Origin of the sequence: Phycicoccus mangrovi, assembly GCF_018729305.1 — a bacterium.
GTDB lineage: Bacteria > Actinomycetota > Actinomycetes > Actinomycetales > Dermatophilaceae > Phycicoccus > Phycicoccus jejuensis.
Map to the genome: position 1 here is coordinate 152,920 of NZ_JAHHWP010000008.1, position 26,824 is coordinate 179,743.

The 26,824-nt window shown below is 74.2% G+C and carries 23 protein-coding genes; 12 read left to right on the forward strand and 11 right to left on the reverse strand.

Features of this window, described 5'->3' with window-relative positions; genetic code table 11:
- The first annotated feature begins 185 nt into the window (after positions 1–185).
- The 5 genes from groL (at position 186) to KMZ30_RS05585 (ending at position 7,714) form a co-directional block, all read left to right on the forward strand.
- Positions 186–1,811, forward strand: coding sequence for a chaperonin GroEL (groL, locus tag KMZ30_RS05565; RefSeq protein WP_215512357.1), 1,626 nt, complete (start codon positions 186–188; stop codon positions 1,809–1,811).
- A gap of 152 nt (positions 1,812–1,963) precedes the next feature.
- Positions 1,964–3,772, forward strand: a complete 1,809-nt coding sequence (locus tag KMZ30_RS05570; RefSeq protein ID WP_215512358.1) for an alkaline phosphatase D family protein — start codon at positions 1,964–1,966, stop codon at positions 3,770–3,772.
- Complete coding sequence (locus KMZ30_RS05575) at positions 3,769–4,560, forward strand: ABC transporter ATP-binding protein (RefSeq protein WP_215512359.1); 792 nt, start codon at positions 3,769–3,771, stop codon at positions 4,558–4,560. Before KMZ30_RS05570 ends, KMZ30_RS05575 begins: the two co-directional genes overlap by 4 nt.
- Position 4,561: 1 nt before the next feature.
- Positions 4,562–7,123 (forward strand): ABC transporter permease, encoded by a 2,562-nt coding sequence (locus KMZ30_RS05580; RefSeq protein ID WP_215512360.1) that lies wholly within the window; start codon positions 4,562–4,564, stop codon positions 7,121–7,123.
- A 72-nt stretch (positions 7,124–7,195) separates the two neighbouring features.
- Entirely contained in the window at positions 7,196–7,714 is a 519-nt protein-coding gene (locus tag KMZ30_RS05585; RefSeq protein ID WP_308279656.1) for a GNAT family N-acetyltransferase, read from the forward strand.
- Positions 7,715–7,717: 3 nt separating this feature from the next.
- On the opposite strand, the gene KMZ30_RS22255 is transcribed toward KMZ30_RS05585, so the two are convergent.
- A complete protein-coding gene (locus KMZ30_RS22255) occupies positions 7,718–8,008 on the reverse strand; it encodes a WXG100 family type VII secretion target (protein WP_030528630.1) in 291 nt (96 codons plus the stop codon).
- Between the two features lie 348 nt (positions 8,009–8,356).
- Here KMZ30_RS22255 and KMZ30_RS05595 point away from each other — a divergent pair, with 348 nt between their 5' ends.
- On the forward strand, positions 8,357–9,130 hold the full coding sequence (locus KMZ30_RS05595) for a DUF4031 domain-containing protein (protein ID WP_215512361.1): 774 nt from the start codon (positions 8,357–8,359) through the stop codon (positions 9,128–9,130).
- Here KMZ30_RS05595 and KMZ30_RS05600 read toward each other — a convergent pair.
- From KMZ30_RS05600 to KMZ30_RS05625, 6 genes are all read right to left on the reverse strand, one after another.
- Positions 9,111–9,764, reverse strand: a complete 654-nt coding sequence (locus KMZ30_RS05600; protein WP_215512362.1) for an HD domain-containing protein — start codon at positions 9,762–9,764, stop codon at positions 9,111–9,113. The two genes, KMZ30_RS05595 and KMZ30_RS05600, sit on opposite strands and share 20 nt — an antisense overlap.
- Before the next feature lie 46 nt (positions 9,765–9,810).
- Complete coding sequence (locus KMZ30_RS05605) at positions 9,811–11,775, reverse strand: DUF2339 domain-containing protein (protein ID WP_215512363.1); 1,965 nt, start codon at positions 11,773–11,775, stop codon at positions 9,811–9,813.
- Positions 11,776–11,859: 84 nt separating this feature from the next.
- A complete protein-coding gene (locus KMZ30_RS05610; RefSeq protein ID WP_215512364.1) occupies positions 11,860–13,266 on the reverse strand; it encodes a S1C family serine protease in 1,407 nt (468 codons plus the stop codon).
- A 65-nt stretch (positions 13,267–13,331) separates the two neighbouring features.
- The gene (locus KMZ30_RS05615; RefSeq protein ID WP_215512365.1) at positions 13,332–14,777 is read right to left on the reverse strand and encodes a sensor histidine kinase; all 1,446 of its coding nucleotides are present in this window, start codon (positions 14,775–14,777) and stop codon (positions 13,332–13,334) included.
- Positions 14,777–15,490: a response regulator transcription factor gene (locus KMZ30_RS05620; RefSeq protein WP_207024231.1), complete on the reverse strand. Its 714-nt coding sequence runs from the start codon at positions 15,488–15,490 to the stop codon at positions 14,777–14,779. Before KMZ30_RS05620 ends, KMZ30_RS05615 begins: the two co-directional genes overlap by 1 nt.
- Positions 15,491–15,564: 74 nt before the next feature.
- Positions 15,565–16,308: a chromosomal replication initiator protein DnaA gene (locus tag KMZ30_RS05625; RefSeq protein ID WP_215512366.1), complete on the reverse strand. Its 744-nt coding sequence runs from the start codon at positions 16,306–16,308 to the stop codon at positions 15,565–15,567.
- A 110-nt stretch (positions 16,309–16,418) separates the two neighbouring features.
- On the opposite strand from KMZ30_RS05625, the gene KMZ30_RS05630 reads away from it, so the two are divergent.
- Positions 16,419–17,357: a hydroxymethylglutaryl-CoA lyase gene (locus tag KMZ30_RS05630; protein ID WP_215512367.1), complete on the forward strand. Its 939-nt coding sequence runs from the start codon at positions 16,419–16,421 to the stop codon at positions 17,355–17,357.
- A 16-nt stretch (positions 17,358–17,373) separates the two neighbouring features.
- Here KMZ30_RS05630 and KMZ30_RS05635 read toward each other — a convergent pair whose 3' ends face one another.
- Positions 17,374–18,660 carry an MFS transporter gene (locus KMZ30_RS05635; RefSeq protein ID WP_215512368.1) on the reverse strand — a complete coding sequence of 429 codons (1,287 nt, stop codon included), beginning with the start codon at positions 18,658–18,660 and terminating at the stop codon, positions 17,374–17,376.
- A 319-nt stretch (positions 18,661–18,979) separates the two neighbouring features.
- Here KMZ30_RS05635 and KMZ30_RS05640 point away from each other — a divergent pair, with 319 nt between their 5' ends.
- Positions 18,980–19,378 carry a cold-shock protein gene (locus KMZ30_RS05640; RefSeq protein ID WP_030528640.1) on the forward strand — a complete coding sequence of 133 codons (399 nt, stop codon included), beginning with the start codon at positions 18,980–18,982 and terminating at the stop codon, positions 19,376–19,378.
- Positions 19,378–20,124 carry a DUF3027 domain-containing protein gene (locus KMZ30_RS05645; protein WP_215512369.1) on the forward strand — a complete coding sequence of 249 codons (747 nt, stop codon included), beginning with the start codon at positions 19,378–19,380 and terminating at the stop codon, positions 20,122–20,124. Before KMZ30_RS05640 ends, KMZ30_RS05645 begins: the two co-directional genes overlap by 1 nt.
- Positions 20,125–20,151: 27 nt before the next feature.
- Here the strand turns inward: KMZ30_RS05645 and KMZ30_RS05650 are convergent, their stop codons facing one another.
- Positions 20,152–20,415 carry a DUF2530 domain-containing protein gene (locus KMZ30_RS05650; protein ID WP_215519886.1) on the reverse strand — a complete coding sequence of 88 codons (264 nt, stop codon included), beginning with the start codon at positions 20,413–20,415 and terminating at the stop codon, positions 20,152–20,154.
- A 73-nt stretch (positions 20,416–20,488) separates the two neighbouring features.
- Between KMZ30_RS05650 and KMZ30_RS05655 the strand changes: the two genes are divergently transcribed.
- From KMZ30_RS05655 to KMZ30_RS05665, 3 genes are all read left to right on the forward strand, one after another.
- Positions 20,489–21,985 carry an NCS2 family permease gene (locus tag KMZ30_RS05655; RefSeq protein ID WP_215512371.1) on the forward strand — a complete coding sequence of 499 codons (1,497 nt, stop codon included), beginning with the start codon at positions 20,489–20,491 and terminating at the stop codon, positions 21,983–21,985.
- A gap of 168 nt (positions 21,986–22,153) precedes the next feature.
- A complete protein-coding gene (locus tag KMZ30_RS05660) occupies positions 22,154–22,597 on the forward strand; it encodes a MarR family winged helix-turn-helix transcriptional regulator (RefSeq protein ID WP_308279657.1) in 444 nt (147 codons plus the stop codon).
- Positions 22,594–23,901, forward strand: a complete 1,308-nt coding sequence (locus KMZ30_RS05665; protein ID WP_215512372.1) for an MFS transporter — start codon at positions 22,594–22,596, stop codon at positions 23,899–23,901. Before KMZ30_RS05660 ends, KMZ30_RS05665 begins: the two co-directional genes overlap by 4 nt.
- Positions 23,902–24,084: 183 nt before the next feature.
- Here KMZ30_RS05665 and serC read toward each other — a convergent pair whose 3' ends face one another.
- Both serC and KMZ30_RS05675 read right to left on the reverse strand, forming a co-directional pair.
- Positions 24,085–25,212: a phosphoserine transaminase gene (gene serC / locus KMZ30_RS05670; RefSeq protein WP_215512373.1), complete on the reverse strand. Its 1,128-nt coding sequence runs from the start codon at positions 25,210–25,212 to the stop codon at positions 24,085–24,087.
- Positions 25,213–25,604: 392 nt separating this feature from the next.
- The gene (locus tag KMZ30_RS05675; protein WP_215512374.1) at positions 25,605–26,720 is read right to left on the reverse strand and encodes a citrate synthase 2; all 1,116 of its coding nucleotides are present in this window, start codon (positions 26,718–26,720) and stop codon (positions 25,605–25,607) included.
- Between the last annotated feature and the right edge of the window lie 104 nt (positions 26,721–26,824).

Genomic DNA, 26,824 nt, shown 5'->3' on the forward strand with positions numbered 1-26,824 from the left:
CAGCGTTTGCACTCTCCCGGTGAGAGTGCCAATAATGACCATTAGCACTCTCATCATGAGAGTGACAGAACAGACCGGTCCGGTGAGGGCAGGTGCGCCGACGGTGACGTGAGCCGCGGCCCCGGCCCGTCCGTCGCGGGCACCGCCCGGTCCCACCATCGATTCGCGTGGGAGGAACCACCCGAATGGCCAAGATCATCGCTTTCGACGAGGAGGCACGCCGCGGTCTCGAGCGGGGCATGAACACCCTCGCCGACGCCGTCAAGGTGACCCTCGGTCCGAAGGGCCGCAACGTCGTCCTGGAGAAGAAGTGGGGCGCCCCCACGATCACCAACGACGGTGTCTCGATCGCCAAGGAGATCGAGCTCGACGACCCGTACGAGAAGATCGGCGCCGAGCTGGTCAAGGAGGTCGCGAAGAAGACCGACGACGTCGCCGGTGACGGCACGACGACGGCCACCGTCCTCGCCCAGGCGCTCGTCCGCGAGGGCCTGCGCAACGTCGCCGCCGGGGCCAACCCGATGGCGCTCAAGCGCGGCATCGAGAAGGCCGTCCGCGCCGTCTCCGACGAGCTGCTCGCCAGCGCCAAGGACGTCGAGACCAAGGAGCAGATCGCTGCCACGGCCTCGATCTCCGCTGCTGACCCCCAGATCGGCGAGATGATCGCCGAGGCCATGGACAAGGTCGGCAAGGAGGGCGTCATCACCGTCGAGGAGAGCAACACCTTCGGCCTCGAGCTCGAGCTCACCGAGGGCATGCGCTTCGACAAGGGCTACATCAGCCACTACTTCGTCACCGACACCGAGCGCATGGAGGCCGTGCTCGAGGACCCGTACGTCCTCATCGCGAACTCCAAGATCGGCTCGATCAAGGACCTGCTGCCCCTCCTCGAGAAGGTCATGCAGTCCGGCAAGCCGCTCCTCGTCATCTCCGAGGACGTCGACGGCGAGGCCCTGAGCACGCTCGTGGTCAACAAGATCCGCGGCACCTTCAAGTCCGTCGCCGTCAAGGCCCCGGGCTTCGGCGACCGCCGCAAGGCCATGCTCGGCGACATCGCCATCCTCACCGGTGGCCAGGTCATCTCCGAGGAGGTCGGCCTCAAGCTCGACAGCGCGGACCTCTCGCTCCTCGGCCGCGCCCGCAAGGTCGTCGTCACCAAGGACGAGACGACGATCGTCGAGGGTGCCGGTGACAACGACCAGATCCAGGGTCGTGTCAACCAGATCCGCGCCGAGATCGAGAAGACCGACTCGGACTACGACCGCGAGAAGCTCCAGGAGCGCCTCGCCAAGCTCGCCGGCGGCGTCGCCGTCATCAAGGCGGGCGCGGCCACCGAGGTCGAGCTCAAGGAGCGCAAGCACCGCATCGAGGACGCCGTCCGCAACGCGAAGGCCGCCGTCGAGGAGGGCATCGTCGCCGGTGGTGGCGTCGCCCTCATCCAGGCCGGGGCCAAGGCGTTCGCCTCCCTCGACCTCCAGGGTGACGAGGCCACCGGGGCGAACATCGTCAAGGTCGCCATCGAGGCGCCGCTCAAGCAGATCGCGGTCAACGCCGGTCTCGAGGGCGGGGTCGTCGCGGAGAAGGTCAGCAACCTCGAGTCGGGCTTCGGCCTCAACGCCGCCACCGGTGAGTACGTCGACCTCGTGTCGGCGGGCGTCATCGACCCGGCGAAGGTCACCCGCTCGGCGCTGCAGAACGCGGCGTCCATCGCGGCGCTGTTCCTCACGACCGAGGCCGTCATCGCCGACAAGCCCGAGAAGGCCGCTCCGGCCATGCCGGGCGGCGACGACATGGGCGGCATGGGCTTCTGAGCCCCTGACGCACCACGCTTCACGACCGACGGGCGGTCCTCCTCCGGGAGGGCCGCCCGTCGGCGTCCCACCCCCTGCTCCGGGTGGGACAGGGGTCGGGCCGGGGTGATCACCCACAGCCGCCGCCCAGCCTGGGACGGCAGGATGAGGTCATGAGCCACCCCGAGCCCGGTGAGGCCCACCCCCTCGTCCTCGGCCCGCTGCTCCGCCACGTCGACGACGTCTCGGCGACGATCTGGGTCCGCACCGCCGCGGCCGCCACGGTCACCGTCGTGCGCGACGGGCGCCGGTGGAGCGCGCCGACCTTCCGCGTCCACGGGTCGCACTACGCCCTCGTCGTCTGCGACGGCCTCGAGCCCGGCACCGACGACCCGTACGAGCTGCTCGTCGACGACGAGCGCGTCTGGCCCCTCGACGGCGCACCGCCGAGCCGCATCCGCACCCTCGACCCCGACCGGATGCCGCACTTCGCCTTCGGCTCCTGCCGCACGACGGGCACGCACGACGACGAGGGGGTGCGGCGGCACGGCGTCGACGCCCTGCGCAGCCTCGCCGTGACGCTGCGCGACGTGCCGGAGGCCGGCTGGCCCGACCTGCTCGTCCTCCTCGGCGACCAGGTGTACGCCGACACCACGCCCCACCCCGAGCTCGAGGACTTCATGCGCGCGCGGCGCAGCCTCGACGAGCCGCCGTACGAGGAGATCAAGGACTACGCGGAGTACGACGAGCTCTACCGGATCACGTGGGTCGAGCCGGTCATCCGCTGGCTGCTCTCGACCGTGCCGTCGGCGATGATCTTCGACGACCACGACATCCGCGACGACTGGAACACCTCGTGGTCCTGGCGCCGCGAGATGCGGGCGACGACGTGGTGGCAGGAGCGCATCGTCTCCGGCCTCGCGTCGTACTGGGTGCACCAGCACATCGGCAACCTCTCGCCCGCCGAGCTCGCGCAGGAGGAGGCGTTCCGGCTCGTCCTCGGGCACGCCGCCGACCACGCGGCGCGCGGCACGAGCGCCGTCGACGACGAGCTCGACCTCACGGAGACGCTCGACGCGCTGGCCGCCCGGGCCGACGCCGAGCCCGAGACCTACCGCTGGAGCCACGTGCGCGAGCTCGGCGACTGCCTGCTCGTCGTCCTCGACTCCCGCGCCGCGCGCCACCTCGAGCCGGACCGCCGCTCGATGCTCGACCCGACCGAGACGGAGTGGCTCGACGCGACGCTGCGCGGCGGGTACCGGCACGTCTTCGTCGGCACGTCCCTGCCGTTCCTCCTGCCGCCCGGCCTGCACGACTTCGAGGCCATCGACGAGGCGGTGGCGCAGGGGGCCTACGGGCGCCGGGCGGCGCACGCGGCCGAACGCGTGCGCCGGGTCGTCGACCTCGAGCACTGGGCCGCGTTCAACACCGGCTTCGACGAGGTCTTCGAGATGGTGATGGACCTCGCGCGCGGAAACCGCGGGCCGGCCCCCGACACCGTCACCTTCCTCTCCGGGGACGTCCACAACTCCTACCTCGCGGAGGTCACGGACGCGGCCGGCCACGGCGCGCGCTCCCGCATCGTCCAGGCGGTGTGTTCGCCGATCCGCAACCCGATGCCGCGCGGGGTGCGCGTCGTCATCTCGATGCTCACCCGCTCCCTCGTGCGGCCGATGCGCCTCCTGGCGTCGGCCTCGCGCCGCGTGCCCGACCCCGCGTACCCGTGGACGGTCACCGAGGGACCGTGGTTCGACAACAACGTCGCCCTGTGCCGGGTGCTGCCGGACGGGCTCGACCTCACGTGGGTGACCGGGATGGTCGAGGGCGCCGACCACGACCACCCGTGGCTGCGCGAGGTCTGGTCGGTGCACCTCCACGCCCAGTGGGCCGTGACGGCGCGGGCCACCGACGACGGGCCCTCGGACCACCGGGTGGTCCCCGCGGGGGCCGCCTCGACGGCGTCGCCTAGCGTGGCCCCATGAGCGTCGCCGAGTCCCAGCCCGGCCCGGCCGGCGCGTCCGCCGCCCCGCCGGCCCGTCCGCCCGCCGCCCGCGTCGAGAACCTCTCGAAGGTCTACGGCTCGGGCGACACCCGCGTCGTCGCGCTCGACGACGTCACGCTCGACCTGCACGCCGGCGAGTTCACGGCGATCATGGGCCGCTCCGGCTCGGGCAAGTCGACCCTGATGCACTGCGCCGCAGGCCTGGACGCCGCGACCGCGGGGCACGTGTACCTCGGCGACGTCGACCTCACGACCCTCAAGGAGCGCCGTCTCACCGAGCTGCGGCGCGACCGCATCGGCTTCGTGTTCCAGGCGTTCAACCTCGTGCCGACGCTCACGGCGGAGGAGAACATCGTCCTCCCGCTCGCCATCGCCGGGCGCAAGCCGGACCAGGCGTGGTTCGACGAGGTCGTCGACACGGTCGGGCTGCGCACCCGCCTCGGGCACCGGCCGGGCGAGCTGTCCGGCGGACAGCAGCAGCGGGTCGCCTGCGCCCGGGCGCTCGTCGGCCGCCCCGACGTCGTCTTCGCCGACGAGCCGACCGGCAACCTCGACTCCGCCTCCGGCGCCGAGGTGCTCGGCTTCCTGCGCCGCTCGGTCGACACGCACGGGCAGACCGTCGTCATGGTCACGCACGACCCCGGCGCCGCGAGCTGGACCGACCGTGTCGTCTTCCTCGCCGACGGCCACGTCGTCGGCGAGCTGCGGGAGCCGACGCCCGAGGCGGTCCTCGACCGGATGGCGCGACTGGCCGAGTCGGAGGCCTGAGGTGCTGCGCGCGACGCTGCGCGGCATCCTCGCGCACAAGGTGCGGCTGCTGCTCAGCGGTGTCGCGGTCGTGCTCGGGGTGGCCTTCGTCGCCGGGTCCTACGTCTTCACCGACACCCTCGACCGCGCGTTCACGGGGCTGACGAGCGGCGCGGTGGGCGACGTCATCGTCCGTCCCGGCAGCGCCGACGAGTCCGGCGGCGGGGGTGGTCCGCTCGGTGCGGCCGCGGTGCGCACCGTGCCCGAGGACCTCGTCACCACGCTCGCCGGGGTGCCGGGTGCCGCCCGGGCGGACGGGCGCGTCACGACCTTCGGCACGTTCGTCGTCGACCGGCAGGGCAAGCTCGTCGGCGGCGGCGGGCCGCCCGGGATCGGCGTCTCGTACAGCTCCGGCCCGGCGGCCAACGGGACGCCGTCGGCCACCCTCGTCAGCGGTCGCTTCCCGGCCGCGTCCGGCGAGATCGTGCTCGACGCCACGTCCGCGCAGCGCTCCGGCTGGCTCATCGGCGACACCGTCCCGCTGCTCACCGCGGGGGCGCAGCCGCGCATCGAGGCGACCCTCGTCGGCACCGCCGAGTTCGGCGGCAGCTCGCTCGTCGGGGCCAGCGTCGTGATGTTCGACGCGCGGCAGGCGCAGCAGCTCTTCCTCGACGGCGGCACCGGCTGGTCGACCGTCTGGGTGACGGCCGCCGCCGGCACGACGCAGGACCAGCTGCTGCGCTCGGTGCAGGCCGTCCTGCCCGAGGGCTTCCGCGCCGACACCGGCGACGCCACCTCGGCGCGCGCCGCGACCCGCATCGACGAGGCGCTGTCGTTCGTCACGACCTTCCTGCTCGTCTTCGCCGGGGTCGCCCTCACCGTCGGGGCGTTCCTCATCGTCAACACGTTCTCGATCCTCGTCGCGCAACGCAGCCGCGAGCTCGCGCTGCTGCGCGCCATCGGCGCCAGCCGGCGGCAGGTGGCGCGCTCGGTGCTCGTCGAGGCCGGCATCGTCGGGCTCGTGGGTTCGGCGCTCGGCGTCGGGCTCGGCGTGCTCCTCGCCATCGGCATCCGGGCGGTGTTCGGGCGGGTGGGGCTCGACCTCGGGTCGACTCCGCTCGTCCTCGAGGCCCGGACGGTCGTCGTCGCGCTGGCCGTCGGGGTGCTCGTCACCGTGGTGTCGGCGTACCTGCCGGCGCGGCGTGCGGGGCGGGTGCCGCCGGTCGCCGCGATGCGGGACGACGCCGTCCTCGCCGAGGGTGGCCTGCGCTGGCGGGTCGCCGTCGGCGCGCTGCTCCTCCTCGCCGGCGTGGTCGGCATCGTCGGGGGCCTGCTCGGATGGGGCAGCGAACCGACCTACGTCCTCGGGGTCGGCACCTTCGGGGTGCTCGTCGGGACGGCCCTGCTCAGCCCGGTGCTCGGCCGGCCGGTGCTCGGCGTCCTCGGGGCCCTCTACCGCCGGGCCTTCGGCGCGGTCGGCCGGATGGCCGAGCAGAACGCGCGCCGCAACCCCCGGCGCACCGGGGCCACGGCGTCCGCGCTGATGATCGGCGTCTCGCTCGTCACCCTCATGTCGGTGCTCGGCGCCTCGGCGAAGGCCAGCCTCGACAAGTCGCTCGCCGAGGACATCGTGGCGGACTACGTCGTCTCGAGCGTCGTCGGCCAGGGCTTCTCGGCCGCCATCACCGACGCGGTCGAGAAGGTGCCGGGCGTCGATGAGGTCGTCCGGGTGCGCGGCGCCCGGGTCGAGGTCGCCGGGGACCGCGAGTTCGCGACCGGGGTCGACCCGGCCGGGGTCGTGCGGGTGGCCCGCCCGGACGTGACGGCCGGCTCGCTCGAGGCGCTGCGCGACGGCGACGTCGCGCTCTCGACGAGCCAGGCGGCCGACCTCGGCCTGCGGGTGGGGGACACGGTGACGACGACCTTCGCGGGTGCGGAGGTCGAGGGCCGTGTCGTCGCCACCTACGAGCCGGACGCCGTGCTGCAGTCCGACGTCACCCTCACGCTCGGCACCTTCGACGAGCTCGGGGTGCCGCCGACGGACCGGACCGCCTTCGTCGTCGCGCAGCCCGGGACCGACCGGCCCGCGCTGAAGAAGGCGCTGGACGCCACAGTGGCCGACCTGCCGCTCGTGGGCGTCGCCGACCAGGCGGAGTTCGCCGCCGAGCAGCGCAAGCCGATCGACCAGCTGCTGTTCATCGTCTACGCCCTGCTCGGGCTGGCCGTCGTCATCGCCGTCCTCGGGATCGTCAACACGCTCGCGCTGTCGGTCGTCGAGCGCGTGCGCGAGATCGGGCTGCTCCGCGCGGTCGGCCTCAGCCGCCGCCAGCTGCGCACGATGCTGCGCCTGGAGTCCGTGGCCATCGCCGTGCTCGGGGCGGTGCTCGGGGTCGTGCTGGGCCTGGTCTTCGCGGTCGCGCTGCAGCGCTCCCTCGCGGACGACGGCATCGACGTGCTGTCCGTCCCGTGGCTCCAGCTCGTCGGTTTCGTCGCGCTCGCCGCCGTCGTCGGGGTCCTCGCCGCCGTCTGGCCCGGCCGCCGGGCCGCCCGCCTCGACGTCCTGCGCGCGATCGCGACCGAGTGACGCCGCCGATCCCCCTCCCGCCGGTGACGCCACCCGCCGGCGGCGGACCCGACCGCGGGTAGCGTCACCGTCGTGGACGAACCCACCGAGCTGCCCCACCGACTCGTGCTGCGCGACGACGTCGTGACGCTCGAACGGGCGCGTGCCACCGACGTGCCCGTGGTCGTGGCGCTGCTGCGGGACGACGCCATCGGCGCCGGCCGGGAGGCGTCCCCGGAGGCCGCCGGCGACGAACACCTCGCCCCCTACCGCGAGGCCTTCGCCGCCGTCGACGCCGACCCGAACCAGCTGCTCGTCGTCGCCCGGGACCCCGACGGCGAGGTCGTCGGCACGCTGCAGCTGACGCTGCTCCACGGGCTCTCCCGGGGCGGGGCGACCCGCCTGCAGGTCGAGGCCGTCCGGGTCGCGGCCGGCCGCCGCGGGTCCGGCCTCGGACGCGCGCTGCTCACCTGGGCCGCCGCGTACGGTCGCGCCCGCGGGGCCGTGCTCGCGCAGCTGACGACCGACCTGCGCCGCGAGGACGCCCGCCGCTTCTACGAGGACCTCGGCTGGGTGCACTCCCACGCGGGGCTCAAGCTCGACCTGCGCTGAGGGTCACGAGAACATCCGCACCGCCTGGGCCTCGACCTCGGCGTACTGGGCGCCGGCGGCGCCGAGCACCCGCCCGATCGAGTCGAGCGACTCGCGGACCTGCTGCTGGGTGCCGCGCCACTGCTCGACGACGCCCTGGAACTGCGCCGACGCGCTGCCGGTCCACGCGTCCTGGAGGCCGACGAGCCGCGCGGTCATCGCGGCGACCTGCCCCTCGACCTCGGCGGAGATGCGGGCCACGTCGCCGGCGGCGGCGGTGATGCGGTCGGTGTCGACCTGGAACTGTGCGGACACGAGGACCCCCTGGGGCTGGTGGGCGACCCGGTGGTCACCCGCTGCCTGAACGCTAGGTCGGCCGGCCGACCCGGCCGCGGAGTTTTCCACAGGCCCGCCGCGCGGCGGCGCGCCGCACCCGGTCCGGGCCGGGCGGGGGGTGGGCCGGGGCGGGGGGTGGCCTGGCGCGCATCGCGTCGCCGTGGCCCGGGACAGGGGTTCGTCCACGAGACCCCGGCTCGGAGGTCTTGTCTCGTGGACATTTCGGGGTGACCCCGAAAAGGTGAGGCGGGAGGGGACTGGGGGTCGGGAGGGGGCTGGGGCGTCCGAAGGGGGCGGGGCGCCGGGGCCGGGGCCTACGATCGGCGGGTGGCCGTCCTCATCGATCCTCCGCGGGTCGAGGCGCACGGCCGGCGCTGGTCGCACCTCGTGAGCGACACGAGCCTCGCGGAGCTGCACGCCTTCGCCCGCCGGGTCGGCATCCCGGCGCGCGGGTTCGAGGGCGACCACTACGACGTCCCCGAGGAGCGCTACGCGGCGGTCGTGGCGGCCGGCGCCGAGCCCACGGACGCCCGTGAGCTGCTGCGCCGCCTCGTGGCGAGCGGCCTGCGGATGCAGAAGCGGCGCGGCGACAAGGGCGTGGCCCGGGTCACCGGCGTGCGCCTGCCCGGGGTCGTCGTGGACGTCGACCTCATCCGCTCGTCGCGTGACGCGACGCCGGACCGGGTCTTCGCCGCGCTCGTCCTCGTCCACGACGCAGCGGGCGACCTCGCGGTCGTGCGGTCGGTGTGGCGGGACGAGTGGGGTGCGCCGGGCGGCGGCCGCGAAGCCGGGGAGTCGGTACGCGAGAACGCGGTCCGCGAGGTGCACGAGGAGACCGGGCTGCTCCTCGACCCCGCCGCGCTGCGGCCGGTCGGCTACGAGCGCTTCCGTGGGGTCGAGGGGGAGGGGCCGTGGACGCGCGGCTCCGACCTGCTCCAGCTCTTCGAGACGCACCTGACGACCACCCGGCCGACGCTCTCCTCGGCGCACGACGACACCTCCGACCGCCGCTGGGTGACCCCGGCCGAGCTGGAAGGGCTCTGCGGCGCGACGTTCTGGTGGCCGCTCGTCGAGGCGGTGCTCAGCCGGCCAGCCGGGTGAGCTCGCGCGCGAGGTTCTCGCGCGCCACGGGCTCCCACTCGCGCCGGGCGTGGGCCGACCGGTAGACGTGCGGGCGCACGAGGAACGGCCGCAGCACGGCGGACCGCGCGGCGGCGTACTCGGCCACCGGGACGTGCGCGTACTCCTCGCGCACCTGACGGCAGTACTCGTCGAACCGCGCTGTCGGAGAGGCGAGGATCCACAGGTCGGCGTCGTGCAGGGTGACCCGCGCGAGGTCCGCCCCGGCCCCCTCGACGTCGTGGTCGAGCGTGTCGAGGACCAGGGTGACGACCCGGTCGACGAGGGCCGGGTCGGCGCCCAGGGCGCCCAGCTCACGAGCGGCGAGGTCCGCGCTCCGGCGCTCGTCGTCACCGCCCCGACCCTCGTACACCGCGTCGTGGAACCAGGCGGCCAGCACGACCGCTGACCGGTCCGCCCGGCGGGCGCGCCCCCGTCGCGCGAGGAGGTCGGCGGCGGCGAGGACCTCGGCGAGATGGGCGAGGTCGTGGTAGCGGCGGTGGGGCTCGCTCCACCGACCCAGGAGGTCGACGCCGAGGCGGTCGACGGCGGCGCGGTCCGCGCCGGGGACGGCGTCGGCGCAGTCGGCAACCCACCGTCGGTGCAGCCCGCTCACCCGCTCACTCTGGCAGACCGGCGGGCGTCGGTCACGCGTCCCCCGGTCACGTCCGCGGACGCGCGCGCTCCCAGGTGCGGGCGTAGCGGCTGCCCGTCGCGAGGAGCAGCAGCCCGGTGGCGATGAAGGCCACCGACCGGACGACGCCGTCGAGGGCCGCGAGGTCGAACAGGAAGAGCTTGGCGACGGCGACGGCGCTGAGGAGCAGGCCGCTGCGCAGCACGAGGTCGGACCCCGGCGGGCGCTCGAGCGAGCGCAGGAGGAGGCCGGCGGCGGCGGCCATCCAGACGACGGTGGCGACGGCGTGCCCGGCGGTGAAGCCGGTCTCGGCTGTGCCGAGGCGTACCCCGGCCAGCGTGCCGACGCTCACGAGCGCGGTGGCGGTGGCGGCCAGGCCCACGGTCCACGCCACGACTGCCGCGAACCGGCGGACCGGCTCGGCGACACCACGGACGGCGCACGCGGCCCACCACGCGAGGACGGCGACCGCCCCCGCGAGCACGCTCGTCAGGAAGCCCGCGGCGAGGTCGTGCCCGGCGGCCAGGCGGACGGTCACCACCGCGAGCGCGTCCGGCAGCCAGGCGAGGACGCCCAGCGCCCCCACGCCGGCGCCGAGGCCGAGCGCGATCCGGGAGCGGGTCGCGCCGGCGACCGCGAGGTGGGCCAGCGCGAGGACGAGGAGCCCGCTGCGTACGAACCCGTCGGGGGCGCCGGAGAGCACCGCCAGCACCGCGCCGACGCTGCCGGCGGTGGCGGTCGTCACGAGCAGGTGCGGCGCGACCCGGCCGAGGGGCGCCCGGCCCAGGGCGGTCGCCGCGAGCAGCAGCACCGCCCCGACGGCGCCGTGGACGAGGGCGCGCGGGGTCGGGGACAGGGCGGCCGTGGCGGCGAGCGCGCCCGTCGCGACGACCGCCAGCGCGGCGCTCGAGGCGATGTCGTCGGCGTCGCGGCGCACGGAGAGCGCCGAGGTGACGACGGTGGCGGCGAGCACGACCAGCCCGACGGCGACGAGGGGCGCCGCGCCCGGGCGGCCGGCGGTGGCCGCCGCCCCGGCGAGGAGCGCGAGGGTGACGGGGACGACCCGGACGAGCGTGAGCCACGGCGTCGTGCGGCCGTGGCCGGCCCACCACCCGACGGCGGCGAGCACGGCGAGGACGGCGGTGAGCACCCAGTCGGCGCGGCCGGCGACGACCGGCGCGAAGAGCCCGCCACCGCCGACGAGGAGCACGGCGAGCAGCTCGCTGCCCCAGCGGCGTGCGACGACCGACCCGAGCGCGCTCACCGCGAGGCAGAGGACGACGCCGACGGAGGCCGGGAGCCATGCGTAGAGCGCGGTGACGGCGACGACGTCGAGGTAGGCGACGGCCGCGCCGGTGGCGACGAGCGCCACGGGCGCGCTCCCCGCGGGAGAACCCCGGTCGCGGTCGCGCGCCCCTCCGCGCACGCCGAGACCACCGAGCAGTCCTGCGAGGAGCGCGCCCGCGGTGACCCGGGCGCCGGGGCCGAACCAGCCGTGCCGGACGGCCAGCACGAGGAGCATGGCGACCCCGGAGAGCGTGACGACGGCGCCGGAGACCGCGAGCACGCGGGTCACGGCGCCCTCGCGCCGGTACCAGGGCTCGAGCGGCTCGGCCGGCCCGAGGCGGCCGACGGGCGCCGGCCCGACGGGCGGCGCCTGCGGCAGCGGACCCGGCACCGGACCGGACGACGTCGACCCTGCAGACGACGCCGGCCGACCCGGTGCTCCGGCGACCGCCGGGACGGGGACTCCCTGGTGTCCCGTCCCGGCGGCCCGGTGCGGGGTGCCGCCCTGCGCGGCTCCCGCGGCCCCGCCCTGCGCGGGGCCTCCCGACCGGACGGCGGCCGACGCCGTGCGGGGGGTGGTCGTGACGACCGGCTGCTGCTCGAGCTCGCGCCGGAGGCGGGCCAGGCCGTTGCCGACGGTGTGCATACGCTGCATCGCGTCGGCGAACTCGACCTCGAGGCGTGCCACGTCGTCCCGGTGCGTCATGCCGTCCAGCCTCCCGGCGGACGCCGTCGGGGCGCCTGAGCACCGGTACTCAGCCGGGCCCGGGCGCCGCGAGGGGCCGGTGGGTCAGCCCTGGCTGCTGGACGACGCCGCGAGGGTCGCGCGCACCTGCGTGCTCGCGCCGTCGCGCAGGACCGTCAGGGTGACGGTGCTGCCGACCGACTGCTCGCGGACGTAGCCGATGAGCGACTCCGCGCCGTCGACCGGGTCACCGTCGACCGCCACGATGACGTCGCCCTGGCGCAGGCCGGCCTTCTCGGCGGGCGTGCCGGGCTCGACCTTCGTCACCTCGGCACCCGAGCGGGTGGCCGAGCCGTCCGAGGCGGTGCCGTCCTGCGGGTAGACCCCGAGGTAGGCGTGCTGCGCCTTGCCGGTGTCGATGAGCTGCTTGGCGATCGACTGCACCTCGGTCACCGGGATGGCGAAGCCGATGCCGATGCTGCCCGACTGGCCCCCGGAGGACTGGCCGAGCGAGGCGATCGAGGAGTTGATGCCGACCAGCCGTCCCGAGGCGTCGACGAGCGCGCCGCCGCTGTTGCCGGGGTTGATCGCCGCCGAGGTCTGGATCGCGTTGGTCACGACCGGCTCGGCCTGCGTCTGCTGCTGGAAGCCGCCGTTGAAGGGGTTCTGCTGCTGCTGCTGGGGCTCCTCGGCCTGCGTGCTGACCGGACGGTTGAGCGCGCTGACGATGCCCGTCGTCACGGTGCCGGCGAGACCGAGGGGGTTGCCGACCGCCATGACCGGGTCGCCGACCGCGAGGGCGTCCGAGTCACCCATCGAGATGGGCGTGAGGTCGTCGGGGGCGTTGTCGATGGTGATGACCGCGAGGTCGGTCGAGGGGTCCGTGCCGCGCACCTGCGCCGAGAACGTGCGGCCGTCGGCGAGGGTCACCTGGAGCTTCTGCGCGCCGGCGACGACGTGGTTGTTCGTCACGACGTGCGCGTTGCCGTCGATGATGACGCCCGAGCCCTGCGCCTCGCCGTTCGCGAGCTGCGCGGTGATGGCGACGACGCTCGGCGAGACCGCCTTGGCCGTGGCCGTCCAGTTCGGCGCGGACGCGTCGGCCTGCTGCACGGGCGCGGGGTCCGTGCCGCGACCCGACTGGGAGGTGGACACCGTCGACGTCGTCGAGGTGTCGTCCATCAGCCGGGTCGCGGCCAGGGTGCCGCCGGAGGACAGGACGGCGGCAAGGACCGCGACGCCGACGATCTCCGCGCCACGGCGACGACCGGACCCGCGGGAGGGGACGCCCGAGGGTCCGGCACCCCCGGCCGGCCCGAACGGCCCCGACGGAGGGGGAGGGGCCATCGGACCGGTCGGGGTGCTCTGGGGGTACCCGGTGGGGACCGGGGTGGTCGGCGAGCCCTCGCCCGTCGGCTGCGTCGCGGTGGTGGTGCCACCGTGCGGGGTGTACCACTGCGGGGCGGTCCACGGGCCGGGGTTCTCCGGGGTGCGGGGCTGCTGGTCGTTCATCGCCGACGGGTCTCCTTCTGCTCGACTGGTCCCCACTCAACGCCCCCGAGGTGGGCGTGCGCTGGTCAGTGGCTGGGAGTCCGCTGTGCGAACCGGACGACGAACGTCGCGCCGCCACCGGGCGTCTCGGCGACGCCGACGCGGCCGTGGTGGCTCGCGACGATGGCGGCGACGATGGCCAGGCCGAGGCCGGTGCCGCCCCCGCCGGTGCGCCCGCGCGAGGGGTCGGCGCGGTAGAAGCGCTCGAAGACCTTCGTCGAGATCTCCGGCGGCACGCCGTGCCCGTGGTCGCGGACCTCGAGGCTCGGCACGCCGTCGTTGAGGCCCACGGCGACCTCGACGGGGGTGCCCTCGGGTGTGTGCCGCAGGGCGTTCGCGACGAGGTTGGTGACGACCTGGCGCAGCCGAGGCTCGGAGCCGCGGACGACGCAGGGCTCGACGCCGCCCGCGAAGCCGACGAGCTGGATGCGCCGCTCGGGTGCCCGGGCGCGCGCGTCCGCGACCGTGTCGGCGGCGAGCACCGTGAGGTCGACGTCGGTGTGCTCGACCTCGGGCTCCTCGTCGAGGCGCGCGAGGGTCAGCAGGTCCTCGACGAGCGCGCTCATCCGGCCGGACTCGGCCTCGATGCGCTCCATCGCCGACCCGACGGCCTCGGGGTCGCGCACGGCGCCCTGGCGGTACAGCTGCGCGTAGCCGCCGACGGTCGCGAGCGGGGTGCGCAGCTCGTGCGAGGCGTCGGCGACGAACTGGCGCATCCGCTCCTCGCTGGCCTCGCGGACGGCGAAGGAGGTCTCGACCTGCGCGAGCATCGCGTTGAGGCTGCGCGCGAGCGAGGTGACCTCGTCGTCGGCCTGCCGGACGGGGATGCGCTGGGTGAGGTCGCCCTCGGCGATGGCGGCCGCCGTGTCCTCGATGCGGCGCAGCGGACGGAACGCGCGTCGGACCGCGAAGTGCCCGAGGACCAGCGAGAGCACGAGGGCGATGGTGCCGATGAGGGCGGTGGAGACCAGGAGGCGGGTGACGGTGTGCGACACCGGTTCCAGTGGCACCCCCACCGCCACGACGGCGTCGCTGCCGGTGACCCGGGCGGCGATGAAGCGCCACGTCAGCCGGTCGTTCTTCGAGCCGACGGTGAACGGGGTCTGGGTGCGGACCCGGGGGTCGGACACGGAGAGCGAGGGCAGGAGCGGCTCGGCGTACTTGCCCACCGGCGGGCGGACCGCCGTGAAGGTCGGGGTCTGGATCGCGAAGGCGTAGCTCGTCGGCAGGGCGTCGTCCGAACGGCTCTGGAGGTCGGAGATCGCCTGGGTCGCGACCGGGCTGAGGACGCTGCGCAGCTCGGCGTCGACCCGGGCGTCGAGGTCGCTCTTGAGCAGGTAGGCCGTGACCATGCTCGTGAGGATGAGCGCCGCGCCGACGAGGACACCGACGATGAGCAGGAGGCGGGTGCGCAGCGGCACCGCCTCCAGCCGGCCGACGACGCGCGCCACCGACCGGGAGGGGGACGCCATCAGGTCTGCGGGGGCAGCCGCAGGACGTACCCGACGCCGCGCTTGGTGTGGATGAGCGGCGGCGCGCCCTCGACGTCGATCTTGCGACGGAGGTAGGAGATGTAGGACTCGACGATGCCGGACTCGCCCCGGAAGTCGTAGTCCCACACGTGGTCGAGGATCTGCGCCTTCGAGAGCACCCGGTTCGGGTTGAGCATGAGGTAGCGCAGCAGCTTGAACTCGGTCGGGCTCGTCTCGATGACGCGCGTGCCCCGGCGGACCTCGTGGCTGTCCTCGTCGAGCTCCAGGTCCTCGAAGCGCAGGACCGGGCGGTCCTCGTCGACGTCACCCCGGGTGCGGCGCAGGACCGCCCGGATGCGCGCGACGACCTCCTCGAGGCTGAACGGCTTCGTGACGTAGTCGTCGCCGCCGACGGTCAGGCCCTTGATCTTGTCGTCGACCGAGTCGCGCGCGGTGACGAAGACGATGGGGAGGCGCCGGCCCTGGTCGCGCAGCCGGCGGGTGACGGTGAAGCCGTCCATGTCCGGGAGCATGACGTCGAGGACGCACAGGTCCGGCTGATGGTCGTCGGCGACCTTGAGGGCCTCCGAGCCGCTCGCGGCGGTGGCGACGTCGAAGCCGGCGTACCGCAACGAGGTGGCGAGGAGCTCGCGGATGTTCGGCTCGTCCTCGACGACGAGGAGCCGGGCCTCGGGGGGCTGCGTGGCTGTCACGCCTCCCAGTCTCGACCCCGAGTCTGGGAGTCCGCTGGACGTCGGCTGCACAGGAGCCGACCGGGCGTGGCGCGTCAGGTGCCGGTGAACGCGCCGTTGCCGTCGCCGGCGACGACGGCAAAGGCGATGAGGCCGGCGACCGCGAGGACGCCGAGGCCCATCGCCACCGCGTACGAGATCCAGCCCCAGCGCGACATCTTCCGGGACCCCGCGGGGTCGGAGGACTGCTTCGTCAGGGCGACGATGCCGAAGACCAGCGCGGGGACGAAGACGACCCCGACGCAGAAGCCGATGGTGATGAGCGTGGTCAGGCCCGAGACGATCGTCAGGACGATCGCGCTCGTGTTGTTGGTCGGCGCCGCGTAGGGGGAGCCGGCGCCGTACGCCGGGGGCCCGCCGTAGGGGGAGGCCGCTCCGTAGGAGGGCACGGAGGCCCCCGGGGCGGGCGGCGGGGGGTAGGTGCCGTCCGCGCTCGGGGCACCGTACGGGTCGGCCGGAGCGGCGTAGGGGTTCGCCGGGGCGCCGTCGGGGTGCGCCGACGGGGACGCGGGGGCGGCGTACGGGTCCGGGCCCGACGGCGGGGTGTCCTCCCGGGCCTCGCCGTAGGCGGGCAGGTCGTACGACGGCGTGGAGTAGGTGGGCTGCTCGTAGGCCGGCGGGGCCGGCGGGGCCGGCGGGGCCGGCGGGGTGAAGGGACGCGTGGCCTCGGGTCCGACGACCTGCGTGTCGTCCGGGCCGGGCTCGGGCCGGGAGGACTCGAAGGAGTCGGGGAGCGGCGGGGGCGCGGTCGGGTCCCGGTGGTCGTCGCTGCTGCTCACGGTGTCTGGGGTCCCCTCCGGGTCGGTGGCGGCCGCCGATCGGCCGCCGCGCACGAGGATAGAGGGCGGGCGGCATCTCCCGTGGCGGTCCGGCGTGTCAGGATCGCGGGGTGAGCCGTGCACTGCCGCAGGTCGAACCGGACCCCTCCCTCCCGGAGCGGGTGACGGTCTACGAGGTCGGGCCCCGGGACGGGCTGCAGAACGAGTCGGCCGTCGTCCCGGCCGCCGTCAAGGCCGAGTTCGTGCGGCGCCTGCTCGCCGCGGGCCTCACGACGGTCGAGACCACGTCGTTCGTCGACCCGCGGTGGGTGCCGCAGCTCGCCGACGCCGAGGAGGTCCTCGGGCTGCTCGGTGACGAGGGGCGCGAGGCACGCCGGCCGGTGCTCGTCCCCAACGTCCGGGGCCTGGACCGGGCGCTGGCCGCCGGGGTCGGCGCCGTCGCGATCTTCGGCAGCGCGACCGAGACCTTCGCCCGCAAGAACCTCAACCGCTCGCTCGAGGAGTCGGTCGCGATGTTCGCGCCCGTCGTCGAGCGGGCCCGGGCCGAGGGCCTGTGGGTGCGCGCCTACGTGTCGATGTGCTTCGGCGACCCGTGGGAGGGGCCGGTGCCGGTGGCCCAGGTCGTCGACGCCTGCCGACGCCTCATGGACCTCGGCTGCGACCAGCTGTCGGTCGGCGACACCATCGGGGTGGGCACCGTCGGCCACGTGCACCGGCTGCTCGAGGGGCTCGACGCGGCCGGCATCGGGCCGGAGCGCACCGGGGTGCACTTCCACGACACCTACGGTCAGGCGCTCGCGAACACGCTCGCCGCGCTGCGCGACGGCGTCACCGTCGTCGACGCCTCGACCGGCGGCCTCGGCGGCTGCCCGTACGCGAAGTCGGCGACGGGCAACCTCGCGACGGAGGACCTCGTGTGGACCCTCGAGGGCGCCGGCGTCGAGACGGGCGTCGACCTCGACGCGCTCGTCGAGACCTCGGCCTGGATGGCGGGGGTGCTCGGGCGCCCCTCGCCCTCGCGCGTCGTCAAGGCGCTGACCGGCGGCTGAGCCGCGCCGCGCCGGCTCAGCGCGGCCGGACCCCGTTGACCTCGGGGGAGATCTGCCGCTCGAGGGCCAGGGCGAGTGCCGCGACGACGGCGAGGCAGACGAGCAGGACGGCGACGAACACCCCGGCCAGCCGGCGGTCGAGCAGCCAGCCGGCGGCCACCGGCGCGGTGATGGCGCCGACCTGGAAGGCCATCCCCGACACCGCGTTGTAGCGGCCGCGGTCGTGGTCGCTCGCGAGGTCGTTGACGATGGCGGGCACGGTCGGCTGGAGGAGGGTCTCGCCGAGCCCGAAGAAGACGTGGAAGACGATGACGCCCGCGGCCGCCGCGAGCGTGCCGGCGACCAGGCCGGTGGCGCCGAGCAGCGCCCAGGCGAGCGCCCAGAGGACGACGAGGCCGAGGAAGACGCGGGTGCGGCGACGGCCGTCGATGCGGCGCAGGACGAGGAACTGCATGAGCACGATGACGGCGGTGTTCGCCGCGAACGCGAACCCGATCGTGCGGGTCGAGACCTCGCTGACCTGCCGGGCGAAGGCGGGGAAGCCGGCCTCCATCTGCCCGTAGCCGACGAAGCTCGAGAGGAACGTCAGCGCGGTGAGCCAGAGGACGGCCGGGCGGCGCAGGATCGCGAGGTAGCCGGTGCCGCCCTCGCCCTCGGCCGCGGGGAGCGGCCGACCGGCCACGGCGCGCAGCGGGCCGAGCAGGAGCGCGACGGGCACGAGCACGCAGACGGCGTCGACGACGAAGATCGCGCTGAAGGTGCCGGGGCGCGAGACGTCGGCGAGGAAGCCGCTGACGACGCCCCCGATGCCGATGCCGAGGTTGACCAGCGCGAAGTTGATGCCGAAGTACTGCGTGCGCAGGCGGCCCTCGACGATGCTCGCGATCATCGCGTTGAAGGCCGGCCAGCCGACACCGAAGCTGATGCCGAGGAGCACGACCGCGACGGTGAGGCCGGTGACGGTGGTCGCGAAGGCCATGACGAGGGCGCCGAGCACCTGCGCGAGCAGCCCGGCGATGACGACCGGGCGGGCGCCGAGCCGGTCGGTGATGACGCCGACGGGCGCCGTGACGACGACCGCGACGCCGGCGATGAGGCCCATGAGCAGGCCGGTGACCGAGAGCGGGACGCCGCGGACCTCGTGCATGTAGATGGCCGTGAACGGCAGCGTCATCCCACGACCGAGCGTGGAGATGGCGGTCGTCGACAGCAGCCAGCGCCCGGCCGGGGGCAGCGCCGCCCAGAAGCGGCGCACGGTCAGGTGCGCGTCGTCGGCGGCGGTTGAGGCGGCGGTCTCGGGCACCGGGACACGCTCCCACGGGCCGCCGACACCCCGCGACCGGGTTCTGCCCGCCCGCGCGCGCTCCGTCCTCTCCGCCCCGCCGGGGTCGTCACGGGCGTCACCTGCGTATCGGGTCACCCGATACGGGCGCGCTGTACCCGGGAACGGTTGTCGGGGGAAGCGCAGCGGTATCGGGTCACCCGATACGCGTGGGACTCGGGGTGGGTCCGGGGTGGGCGGGGCGAGAACCCGGCAGCGCGGTGTCGGCCCCAGCGGTTAGCCTTGGTCGTGGTGCCCGCTCCCGGGTGCCCCGCGTGACGACCGATGGATGAGGTGGACCGTGCCGACTGGCAAGGTGAAGTTCTTCGACGCCGAGAAGGGCTTCGGATTCGTGTCCGGCGACGCCGGCGAGGGGGACGTGTTCGTCCCGGCGTCCGCCCTGCCCGCCGACGTCCAGGGCCTCAAGGGCGGTCAGCGCATCGAGTTCAGCATCGCCGAGGGCCGCCGCGGCGCCCAGGCGATGGCCGTGCGCGTCCTCGACCCCGCCCCGTCGGTCGCGACCAACCGCCGCGTCCGCGACCGCAAGCCGGCCGACGAGATGGTGGTCATCGTCGAGGACGTCATCAAGCTCCTCGACAACGTCTCGGAGTCGCTGCGCCGCGGGCACTACCCGGACAAGCAGCACGGCAACAAGGTCGCCCAGGTCCTGCGGGCCGTCGCCGGCGACCTCGAGCTCTGATGGCGCCCGCCACCGCGGTCCGTCCGGACGCCACCCTCCGGGGCGCCGTCGACGTCGCCCGCGAGGCGCTGACCGGCATCGCCGAGCCCGGCACCGTCGGCGACCACCTCGGGATGGAGATGGTCGACGAGCGCCTCGCGACGCACTACTTCGCCTGCGACGCCGCCGCCTACCGCGGCTGGCGCTGGGCCGTGTCGGTCGCGCGCGTCGCCCGCTCCAAGACCGTCACCGTCTGCGAGACCGACCTCGTCCCCGGCGAGGGCGCGCTGCTCAGCCCCGAGTGGCTGCCCTACGCCTCGCGCCTCGCGCCCGGCGACCTGGGCCCGGGAGACGTCACCCCGTACGTCGACGCCGACCCGCACCTCGAGGCCGGCTGGGAGGCCACCGGCGACGAGGACGTCGACGCCGCCGCGCAGTGGGAGCTCGGCCTCGGCCGGGTCCGCGTGCTCTCGGCCGAGGGCCGCGAGGTCGCGGCCCAGCGCTGGTACGACGGCGACAACGGCCCCGCCGCGCCGGTCGCGGTCAAGGCGCCGATGCCCTGCTCGTCCTGTGGCTACTTCCTGCCGATGGCCGGCGCCCTGCGCACGGTCTTCGGCGTCTGCGCCAACGAGTGGTCGCCCTCCGACGGCAAGGTCGTCAGCCTCGACCACGGCTGCGGGGCGCACTCCGAGGCCGACGTCGAGGCCCCGCCCGCCGAGCGGGTGTCCGCGCCGATCCTCGACGACAACGCGCTCGACGTCAGCTGACGTCGCGCCACGACGCCGCCGGCCGCCTCAGGCGCCGGCGGCGTCGTGGCGCCCGCGGCGGACGTACCACCACGCGAACGCGCCGAGCGCGAGGCCGGTGACGCAGGCCCACGGCCACCACGAGCGCTCGCCGGTGTGCAGCGCCGGGACGAGCAGGGTGACGACGAGGGCGAGCGTCCACACGCCGGAGCCCACGAGCACGAGGGTGCGGGTCGGGACGTCCGGCGGGTCGACCGGGGCGGAGCGCCCGAGGAGGGCGGGATCCGGGGCTCGCGTGGGCTCGTCGGTCACGGCGCCAGCGTAGCGATCTCGCCGTCACACCCCCGAAACCCGTGGTGGTCCCGGCGCCACTAGCCTGCTCGCCATGGCCGAGACCACGACCACCGCCGACGCGGGCCCCACGCACCCGGGCTTCCTCGAGCGGTTCTTCCACATCCACCAGCGCGGCTCCACCGTGGGTCGCGAGGTCCGCGGTGGCGTCGCCACCTTCTTCACGATGGCGTACATCGTCGTCCTCAACCCGCTGATCCTCGGCTACGTCCAGGACGCCGACGGCAAGTTCCTCGGCGGGGGTGACGCGCCGAACCTCGCCGCCATCGCGGCGGGCACCGCGCTCGTCGCGGGCGTGCTGACGATCCTCATGGGCGTCGTCGCGAACTTCCCGCTCGCGCTGGCCACCGGCCTCGGCCTCAACGCCTTCGTGGCCTACGCGATCGCGAGCAAGATGACGTGGGCCGACGCGATGGGCCTCGTGGTCCTCGAGGGCATCGTCATCCTCGTCCTCGTGCTCACCGGGTTCCGGCAGGCGGTCTTCCACGCCGTGCCGGCCCAGCTGAAGACCGCGATCTCGGTGGGCATCGGCCTGTTCATCGCGCTCATCGGCCTCGTCGACGCGGGTTTCGTGCGGCGCACCGGCGCGGGCACGGTGCCGGTCGAGCTCGGCGTCGGCGGGCAGCTCGCCGGCTGGCCGACGCTCGTCTTCGCGCTCGGCGTGGTCCTCATCGTCGCCCTGTGGGTGCGCAAGGTCCGCGGCGCGATCATCATCTCGATCATCGCGATGACCGTCGTCGCCTTCGTCGTCGAGGCGATCGCCAAGGTCGGGCCCACCGTCGTCGGGCAGAACGCGGACGGGACGAACAAGATCAACCCGCTCGGCTGGAACCTCAACGTCCCGTCCTGGCCCGAGGTCGTCGACCCGATCAACTTCGGGACGCTCGGCGAGTTCAACCTGCTCGGCTCCTTCGAGCGGGTCGGCGTCGTCGCGGCGGTGCTGCTGATCTTCACCCTCATGCTCGCCGACTTCTTCGACACGATGGGCACGATGACGGCCATCGGCGCCGAGGCCGGCCTGCTCGACGAGGAGGGCAACCCGCCCAACACCCAGCGCATCCTCGTCGTCGACTCCGTCGCCGCCGCGGCGGGTGGTGCCGCCGGCGTCTCGTCGAACACCTCGTACATCGAGTCGGCGTCCGGTGTGGGCGAGGGCGCGCGCACCGGACTGGCGTCGGTCGTCACGGGCGTGCTGTTCCTCGTCGCGGTCGTCTTCGCCCCGCTCGTCAAGATCATCCCCAACGAGGCGGCCGTCCCCGCGCTCGTGCTCGTCGGCTTCCTCATGATGCAGCAGGTCAAGGAGATCGCCTGGGACGACGTCGAGATCGCCATCCCGGCCTTCCTGACGATCATCCTCATGCCGTTCACCTACTCGATCACGGCCGGCATCGGTGCGGGCTTCGTCGTCTACGTGCTCATCAAGGTCGTGCGCGGCAAGGTCCGCCAGGTCCACCCGATGATGTGGCTGACGGCGCTGCTCTTCGTCGTCTACTTCTTCATCGAGCCGATCACCGAGGTCGTCGCCGGCTGACCCCCGAGCCGCACCCGAGGCGCCCGTCCCGCACCCCGCGGGGCGGGCGCCTCGACGTCCGGCGGGCTTCCCCGCGGCTGCGACCCCACGGCACCCGGCACGGTGGAATAGTTAGCCACGGTAATGAGTTGTGCTAACTACTGATGACGACCACCGCTGGAGAACCCCGTGCCCGCACCCGCCCCGACGATGACCCGCACGCAGAAGGACCGACTGACGAGCGACCTGCGCATGGTCTGCATGCGCATCTCGCGCCGGGTGCGCTTCGAGAGCTCGACCGACCTGGCGCCGCACCAGTTCTCCGCGCTCGTGCGCCTCGAGGACGGCCCGCGGACGCCGAAGGAGGTCGCCGAGATCGAGCAGGTGTCGGCGCCCAGCATGAGCCGCACGGTCAACGGGCTGGTCGAGCGCGGGCTCGTGGCCCGCGCGGACGACCCCACGGACGGCCGGCAGGTCATCCTCTCGCTGACCAAGGAGGGGCGCCGGGCCATCCGCGAGACCCGCAGGCGCCGCGACCAGTGGCTGGCGACGCGCCTGGAGCGGCTGACCGACGACGAGCGGGCGCTCCTCGCCGACGCGACCGCGCTGCTCGAACGGTTGGCCGCCGAATGAGCCCCACCTTCACCTCGCTCGAGATCCGCAACTACCGGCTGTGGTTCCTCGGCGGCTTCGTCTCCAACGTCGGCACCTGGATCGGTCGCGTCGGCCAGGACTGGCTCGTCCTCACCGTGCTGACCGCCGGCTCGGCGACGGCGCTCGGCATCGTCACCGGCCTGCAGTTCCTGCCGTTCCTGCTGCTGGCGCCGTGGACCGGGCTCATCGCCGACCGCTTCTCGCGGCGCAGGATCCTCCTCGTGACCCAGAGCATGCTCGCGCTGACGAGCCTCGTCCTCGGGGTGCTCGCCGTGACGGGCGCCGCCCAGCTGTGGCACGTCTACGCCATCGCCCTCGTGCAGGGCGTGACGACGGCCATCGACAACCCGGCGCGGCAGGTCATCGTCTCCGAGATGGTCCCGCCCGAGAAGCTCTCGAACGCGGTCGCGCTCAACTCGGCGTCCTTCAACGCCGGCCGGCTCATCGGGCCGGGCGCCGCGGGTCTCATCATCGCGTGGTGGGGCACCGGCGAGGCGCTGCTGCTCAACACCCTGACCTTCGTCTTCGTGCTCGCGGCGCTCGCGTTGCTCAACGTCTCGCAGCTGCGCTCGCCGCGCCGGGCCAAGGGGCGCGGGGGCATCCGCGAGGGCTTCGCGTACGTCAAGCAGCGCCGCGACATCCAGCTCGTCATGCTGCTCGTCTTCGTGCTGGGGACGTTCGGGATGAACTTCCAGATCACGATGGCGCTCATGGCGACCAAGGTCTTCGACAAGGGCGCCGGGGAGTTCGGGCTGCTCGGGTCGATCATGGCCGTCGGGTCGCTGACCGCCGCGCTGCTCTCGGCCCGGCGCAAGGAGCCGCGCCTGCGGGTCCTGCTCCTCGCGCTCGTCGGGTTCACGCTCTCGGCGACGGCGGCCGCTTCGGCGCCGTCGTACTGGCTGTTCGCGCTGGCGCTCGTGCCGGTCGGGCTCACCGCCCTCACGGCGATGACGACGGCCAACGCGATGGTCCAGACCCGCGTGGCCCCGGAGATGCGCGGGCGGGTCATGGCCCTCTACATGGCGATCTTCATGGGCGGCACGCCGGCCGGCGCCCCGCTCATCGGCTGGATCTCGGAGCAGTTCGGCCCGCGCTGGACCATCGGCATCGGGGCGGTCGCGGTCGGCCTGGCCCTGGTCGGTGTCTCGTTCTGGCTGGCCCGGGCGGAGAATGTGCGGGTGAGCTACGAGTCGCAGCGCCGCCCGCGCGTCAGCGTCACCACGGTGCCGAGCGCCGAGGACCGGGACGACAGCCGCGTGCCTCTGCCGGAGCCGGCGCGATGACGCCGCTGTTCCGCCGTCGGATGACGCTGGGGGTGCTCGCGGTCCTCGTCGTCGTCGCGGTCGTCTACGCCGTCGCGGGGCGCTGAGGGCCCGCCCGCCACTCCGGCAGCACGACGCCGCCCCGGCACCGTCCTCGTGGACGGGCCGGGGCGGCGCGTGTGCTGACCCGGGCCGGGCTCGACGTCAGGCGAGGCGCTCGACGACGTGCTCGACCGAGGCGATGAGGCGGCTCACGTCGTCCGGCTCGACCGCGGGGAAGCAGGCGACGCGGAGCTGGTTGCGGCCGAGCTTGCGGTAGGGCTCGACGTCGACGACGCCGTTGGCGCGCAACGTCTTCGCGACCGCGGAGGCGTCGACCGCGTCGTCGAAGTCGATCGTCGCGACGACGCGGCTGCGGTGCTCGGGGTCGGTGACGTAGGGGCTCGTGTAGTCGGTCCGCTCGGCCCACTCGTAGAGACGGCCGCTGGAGTCGGCGGTGCGACCCGTGGCCCAGTCGAGGCCACCGTTCTCGTTGAGCCACTCGACCTGGTTGGCGAGCATGGCGAGGGTCGCGACGGCCGGGGTGTTGTAGGTCTGGTCCTTGCGCGAGTTGTCGATCGCGGTCGGGAGGCTGAAGAAGTCGGGCACCCAGCGGCCGGACGCGGCGATCTCGTCGACCCGGGCGAGCGCCGCGGGCGAGAAGAGGCCGAGCCAGAGGCCGCCGTCGGAGGCGAAGGACTTCTGCGGGGCGAAGTAGTAGACGTCGGCCTGCGAGACGTCGACCGGGAGGCCACCCGCGCCGGAGGTGGCGTCGACGAGGAGGAGCGCGTCGTCGTCCGCGCCCTCGACCCGGCGGACCGGCGCCATGACGCCGGTGCTCGTCTCGTTGTGCGCCCACGCGTAGGTGTCGACGCCCGGCTCGGCGACCGGGTCGGGACGGCTGCCGGGCTCGCTCGTGATGATCGTCGGGTCGCCGAGGAAGGGCGCCTTCTTCGTCACCGAGCCGAACTTGCTCGAGAACTCGCCGAACGCGAGGTGCTGCGCGCGGTCGCGGACGAGGCCGAAGGCGGCGATGTCCCAGAACGCCGTCGAGCCACCGTTGCCGAGGACGACCTCGTAGCCCTCGGGGAGGTCGAAGAAGGTCGCGAGGCCCTCACGGACGGACCTGACGAGGTTCTTGACCGGGGCCTGGCGGTGCGAGGTGCCGAGGACGGTGCGACCGATGGCGGACAGCGCCTCCACCTGCGCCGGGCGGACCTTCGAGGGTCCGGACCCGAAGCGACCGTCGAGGGGCAGCAGGTCGGCGGGGATGGTGATCGGGGCGTCGCTCACGTGTCGTCTCCGTGGTCGGTGCCGGTGTGGGCCGGCGGGTTCCGCCCGGTGGTCCCGGGCGCGGGTCCTCGGCGGGGCGGCGGACCGGCACGGGCACGGGCGCCACGGACCGAGGATGGCCGGGCCGGCATCGTCGACGGACCACGACCGCGGCCCATCCTCACAGCCCGTGACCGGATGGCGGACGTCGGGTCCATCAGGTGAGAGGAACGCCACGCACCCTGTCGAGGATCCGACCGCGACAACCCCGCACGTGCGGGCTCGTCGCGGGTCGGAGGGCTCCGGGACAGCGATAACCCCGCACGTGCGGGGGCGGGGCGGGGGTGGGGAGAGCGCCGGAAGACGGCGGCGGCCCCGGCACGGGGCCGGGGGCGCCGCCGTGGTGCGGGAGGTCAGTCCTTGGCGCGGTAGCCCGTGACGTCCGAGAGGGGGCGCTCGCCGGGGCCGACGTAGCGCGAGCTCGGGCGGATGAGCCGCCCGGTGCGCTTCTGCTCGAGGATGTGCGCCGACCAGCCCGCCGTGCGCGCCGCCACGAACAGCGGCGTCATCATGTCGCCCGGCACCTCGGCGAAGTCGAGGAGCACCGCGGCCCAGAAGTCGACGTTGGTCTCCATCCGGCGCTCGGGGTAGCGCTCGGCGAGCTCGGCGATCGCTGCCTTCTCGAGCTCGAGGGCCACCTCGTAGCGCGGGGCGCCGAGCCGCTTGCAGGTGTCGCGGAGCACGGCGGCGCGCGGGTCGTAGGCCCGGTACACCCGGTGCCCGAAGCCCATGAGGCGCTCCTTGCGGTCGAAGACGCCCTTGACGTACTTGACCGCGTCGCCCATCTCCTCGACGCCCTCGATCATGTGCTGCGCCCGGCTCGGGGCGCCGCCGTGCAGCGGCCCCGACAGGGCGCCGATCGCGCCGGAGAGGCAGGCGGCCACGTCGGCGCCGGTCGAGGCGATGACGCGCGCGGTGAAGGTCGAGGCGTTGACGCCGTGCTCCGCCGCTGAGATGAAGTAGGCGTCGATGGCCTCGACGTGCTTGGGGTCCGGCTCGCCGCGCCAGCGGATCATGAACCGCTCGGGGATGGTGCGGCCCTTGTCGACCTCGGACTGCGGCACCATCGGGCGGCCCTGGCCGTGGGCGGACTGGCCGATGAACGAGATCGCCATGACCGAGGCGCGGGCGAGGTCGTCGCGGGCCTGCGCGTCGTCGATGTCGAGGAGCGGCTTGAAGCCCCAGACCGTCGCCAGCTGGGCGATGGCCGACTGGACGTCGACCCGGATGTCCCCCGTGTGGACCGGGAGCGGGAAGGGCTCGGCGGGCGGCAGGCCCGGGTCCATCTCGCCGTCGACGAGGAGCCCCCACACCTGCCCGAAGGACACGGTGCCGACGAGGTCGTTGATGTCGACCCCGCGGTAGCGCAGCGCCCCGCCCTCCTTGTCGGGCTCGGCGATCTCGCTCTCGAAGGCGATGACGCCCTCGAGTCCGGGATAGAAGTTCGGGTCGTCCGTGGTGCTGGGCATCGAATCCCCGTTCGCTCGTCGTCCTTGTCGGGCTGGCCCATTGTGCACGGCGGGGTGCCCGGGCCGGACCGGTTGGACCGGTCGGTGGGACGGTGTCGTCGGCG

Bases quoted from the DNA above. Each gene is read 5' to 3' on its own strand.
- groL (WP_215512357.1), top strand. From the start codon at position 186: ATGGCCAAGATCATCGCTTTCGACGAGGAGGCACGCCGCGGTCTCGAG.
- KMZ30_RS05570 (WP_215512358.1), top strand. From the start codon at position 1,964: ATGAGCCACCCCGAGCCCGGTGAGGCCCACCCCCTCGTCCTCGGCCCG.
- KMZ30_RS05575 (WP_215512359.1), top strand. From the start codon at position 3,769: ATGAGCGTCGCCGAGTCCCAGCCCGGCCCGGCCGGCGCGTCCGCCGCC.
- KMZ30_RS05605 (WP_215512363.1), bottom strand. From the start codon at position 11,775: ATGACGCACCGGGACGACGTGGCACGCCTCGAGGTCGAGTTCGCCGAC.
- KMZ30_RS05610 (WP_215512364.1), bottom strand. From the start codon at position 13,266: ATGAACGACCAGCAGCCCCGCACCCCGGAGAACCCCGGCCCGTGGACC.
- KMZ30_RS05615 (WP_215512365.1), bottom strand. From the start codon at position 14,777: ATGGCGTCCCCCTCCCGGTCGGTGGCGCGCGTCGTCGGCCGGCTGGAG.
- KMZ30_RS05645 (WP_215512369.1), top strand. From the start codon at position 19,378: ATGGCGCCCGCCACCGCGGTCCGTCCGGACGCCACCCTCCGGGGCGCC.
- KMZ30_RS05655 (WP_215512371.1), top strand. From the start codon at position 20,489: ATGGCCGAGACCACGACCACCGCCGACGCGGGCCCCACGCACCCGGGC.
- KMZ30_RS05665 (WP_215512372.1), top strand. From the start codon at position 22,594: ATGAGCCCCACCTTCACCTCGCTCGAGATCCGCAACTACCGGCTGTGG.
- KMZ30_RS05675 (WP_215512374.1), bottom strand. From the start codon at position 26,720: ATGCCCAGCACCACGGACGACCCGAACTTCTATCCCGGACTCGAGGGC.